This is a genomic window from Streptomyces phytophilus (genome assembly GCF_013870535.1).
Lineage (GTDB): Bacteria > Actinomycetota > Actinomycetes > Streptomycetales > Streptomycetaceae > Streptomyces > Streptomyces phytophilus.
Map to the genome: position 1 here is coordinate 1 of NZ_JACBXC010000747.1, position 2,995 is coordinate 2,995.

Here is a 2,995-nt window from a genome sequence, read left to right on the forward strand (position 1 = left end):
CCCCCCGGCTGCTGTCGTCCGGTCTCCGTCACCCACGTACTCCCGCCAGTTGGTCCGCCCACGGCCGGTCCGCCTCCTCGCGGGCCCGGCCGTGGGCGGGGGTCGCCGACCGCCAGGTCAGAGCGCGTCGGGGCCGCGCTCGCCCGTGCGGACCCGTACCGCCGTGTCCACCGGGACGCTCCACACCTTGCCGTCGCCGATCTTGCCCGTCCGCGCCGCCTTCACCACGACCTCCACCAGCTGCTCGGCGTCGTCGTCCTCCACCAGCACCTCGATACGCACCTTCGGCACGAGGTCCACGGTGTACTCCGCGCCCCGGTACACCTCGGTGTGGCCGCGCTGCCTGCCGTAGCCGCTGGCCTCCGTGACCGTCAGCCCGTGGACGCCGAACGCCTGCAGGGCCTCCTTCACCTCGTCCAGCCGGTGCGGCTTGATCACTGCCGTGATGAGCTTCACGCGTCCACCTTCTTGTCCGCGGCCGCGGCCGCCGTCGCCCTGTCCGTGCCCGACGCCTGACCGCCCACCGACGCCGACCCCGGCACCGGCGCGGCGGACACCGCCGCCGAGCCCACGCCGCTGAAGTCGTACGCGCTCTCCGCGTGCTGCGACCTGTCGACGCCCGCGAGCTCCTCGTCCTCGCCGACCCGGAAGCCCACCAGCCGGTCGATGCCCTTGGCAAGCAGCCAGGTGACGGCGAACGTGTACACGAGCACCACGCCCGCGCCCGCCGCCTGCCGGCCGAGCTGCTCCAGCCCGCCGCCGTAGAAGAGGCCGATGTCGTCGATGGCGAAGAACCCGATCGCGAGCGTGCCGATGATCCCGCCGACGAGGTGGACGCCGACGACGTCGAGCGAGTCGTCGTAGCCCAGCTTGTACTTCAGGCCCACGGCCCAGGCGCAGCCGACGCCGGCGATGATCCCCACGGCCAGCGCGCCCACGGCGTTGACGGACGCGCCGGAGGGGGTGATGGCCACCAGGCCGGCGATGGCGCCGGACGCGGCGCCGAGCATCGTGACGGAGCCGTGCCGCACCTTCTCGTAGATGAGCCAGCCGATGACCGCGGCACCGGTGGCGACCTGGGTGTTCAGGAGCATCGTCGCGGCGACGCCGTCGGCGGCCAGCTCGGAGCCGGCGTTGAAGCCGAACCAGCCGAACCACAGCAGCGCGGCGCCCAGCAGCACGAAGGGCAGGTTGTGCGGCCGCATCGGGTCCTTCTTGAAGCCGATGCGCTTTCCTACGACGAGCACGGCGGCCAGTGCCGCGACGCCCGCGTTGATGTGCACGGCGGTGCCGCCCGCGAAGTCGATGGCCTTGATGTCGCCGTTGAGCCCGATGAAGCCGTCGGGGCCCCAGACCCAGTGCGCGACGGGAAAGTAGACGATCGTGACCCACAGGGCGATGAAGAGCGCCCAGGCGGTGAACTTCACCCGGTCCGCGAGGGCGCCGCTGATAAGGGCGGGGGTGATGATGGCGAACATCAGCTGGAAGGCGGCGAACGCCAGCACCGGGATGCCCTCGTCGCCCCCCGTCAGCGTCTCGGGGGTGATCCCGGCCATCCCGACGTGGTCGAGGTCGCCGAGGATGCCTCCGCCGATGTCGTCGCCGAAGGTGAGGCTGTAGCCGTAGAGCACCCACAGGATGCTCACGATCCCCAGCGAGATGAAGCTCATCATCAGCATGTTCAGGGTGCTTTTGACCCGCACCATGCCCCCGTAGAAGAAGGCAAGACCGGGGGTCATCAACATGACCAGCGCCGCGCTGATCAGTACGAATGCGGTATCGGCGCCATTCAACGTCGCGTCTCCTCCTCGTGAGGCCCGTGCGGCCCGTGCGGGCTGAAGCGGTGCGGGCCGGAATGCGCACGAGGCTCGCGCAGCGGGGTTTCCGCCACCGCCCCCCGGTGTTTCGGGAGCGTGACGAAGGCCACGGAGGTGTTACGGGGCGGTGAACTTCCCGCGGGCGCGGGCGGGCCCGGTTACTCTCGGCCGCACCAGGGGGCGGCCCGTCCGGGGGACGGGCCAGGGTGACCGGGTGCCGGGGAGGCCGCGGGCGGAGTCAGCCGGCGGCTTCCACGGTCTCGGGCAGCTCGCGCGCGAGCCGGTCGGCCAGGTCGGCGACCTCGCCCACGGCGCCGTAGCGGCGCACGGCGGTGTCGACGGTCTTCCGCAGCCTGGTGTTGACCCGCTCGGAGCGCACCTGGCCGGCGACGGTCAGCGCCTCGCCGGCGCACAGGGCGCACTGCTCGGGCTCCTCCTCCAGCAGGTGGACGGTGGCCAGGCCGACGAGGTTCAGCGCGTACGAGCGGCGGCGCTCGGCGTCGGCGGCGAACAGCTCGACGGCGCGCGCCATCACGGGGCGGGCGAGGGCGGCGTAGGTGGGGCTGCGGCCGGCGACGTAGGCGAGGTCCCGGTAGGAGTGGGCGTTCTCGCTGTTCAGTTCGGCTTCGGAGAAGAAGCGGATCCAGTCGGGCTCGGGGCTGCCGGGCTCGATCTCGGCGAAGGAGTCCTGGGCCATCCGTACGGCCCGGTGGCAGCGGTCGGGGCGGCCGAGGTTGGCGTACGCGCGCGCCTCCATCGCATACAGCATCGACTGCGTACGGGCGGTGGCGCTGTCGCGGCTGCCGTACTGCGCGAGGTGGATCAGTTCCAGGGCGTCGTCGGCACGGCCCAGGTGGATCATCTGGCGGGCCATGCTGGACAGGACGTACGCGCCGAGGGGGCGGTCGCCGGCTTCCTTGGCGGCGTGCAGGGCGAGGACGAAGTACTTCTGGGCGGTGGGCTGGAGGCCCACGTCGTAGCTCATCCAGCCGCCGAGCTGGGAGAGTTCCGCGGTGATACGGAACAGCCGCTCGGCGACCGCGGGCGGATGCGGCTCCTGCAGCAGGTCGGTGATCTCGTGCAGCTGCCCGACGACGGCCTTGCGGCGCAGCCCGCCGCCGCACTGGGCGTCCCACTGGCGGAACTTGGCGGTGGTGGTCTCCAGCAGCGCAAGCTCG

General features: G+C 72.0%; 3 protein-coding genes. All 3 read right to left on the reverse strand.

The window, feature by feature from the left end; translation table 11 throughout:
* Positions 1 to 117: 117 nt before the first annotated feature.
* The gene (locus tag H5J30_RS24570; protein WP_018839633.1) at positions 118 to 456 is read right to left on the reverse strand and encodes a P-II family nitrogen regulator; all 339 of its coding nucleotides are present in this window, start codon (positions 454 to 456) and stop codon (positions 118 to 120) included.
* Positions 453 to 1,793, reverse strand: coding sequence for an ammonium transporter (locus H5J30_RS24575; RefSeq protein WP_181789542.1), 1,341 nt, complete (start codon positions 1,791 to 1,793; stop codon positions 453 to 455). The genes H5J30_RS24570 and H5J30_RS24575 overlap by 4 nt, the downstream gene beginning before the upstream one ends.
* A 262-nt stretch (positions 1,794 to 2,055) precedes the next feature.
* On the reverse strand, positions 2,056 to 2,995 hold a 940-nt coding region (locus H5J30_RS24580; protein WP_508470659.1), incomplete at its 5' end, for an NsdA family TPR-like regulatory protein.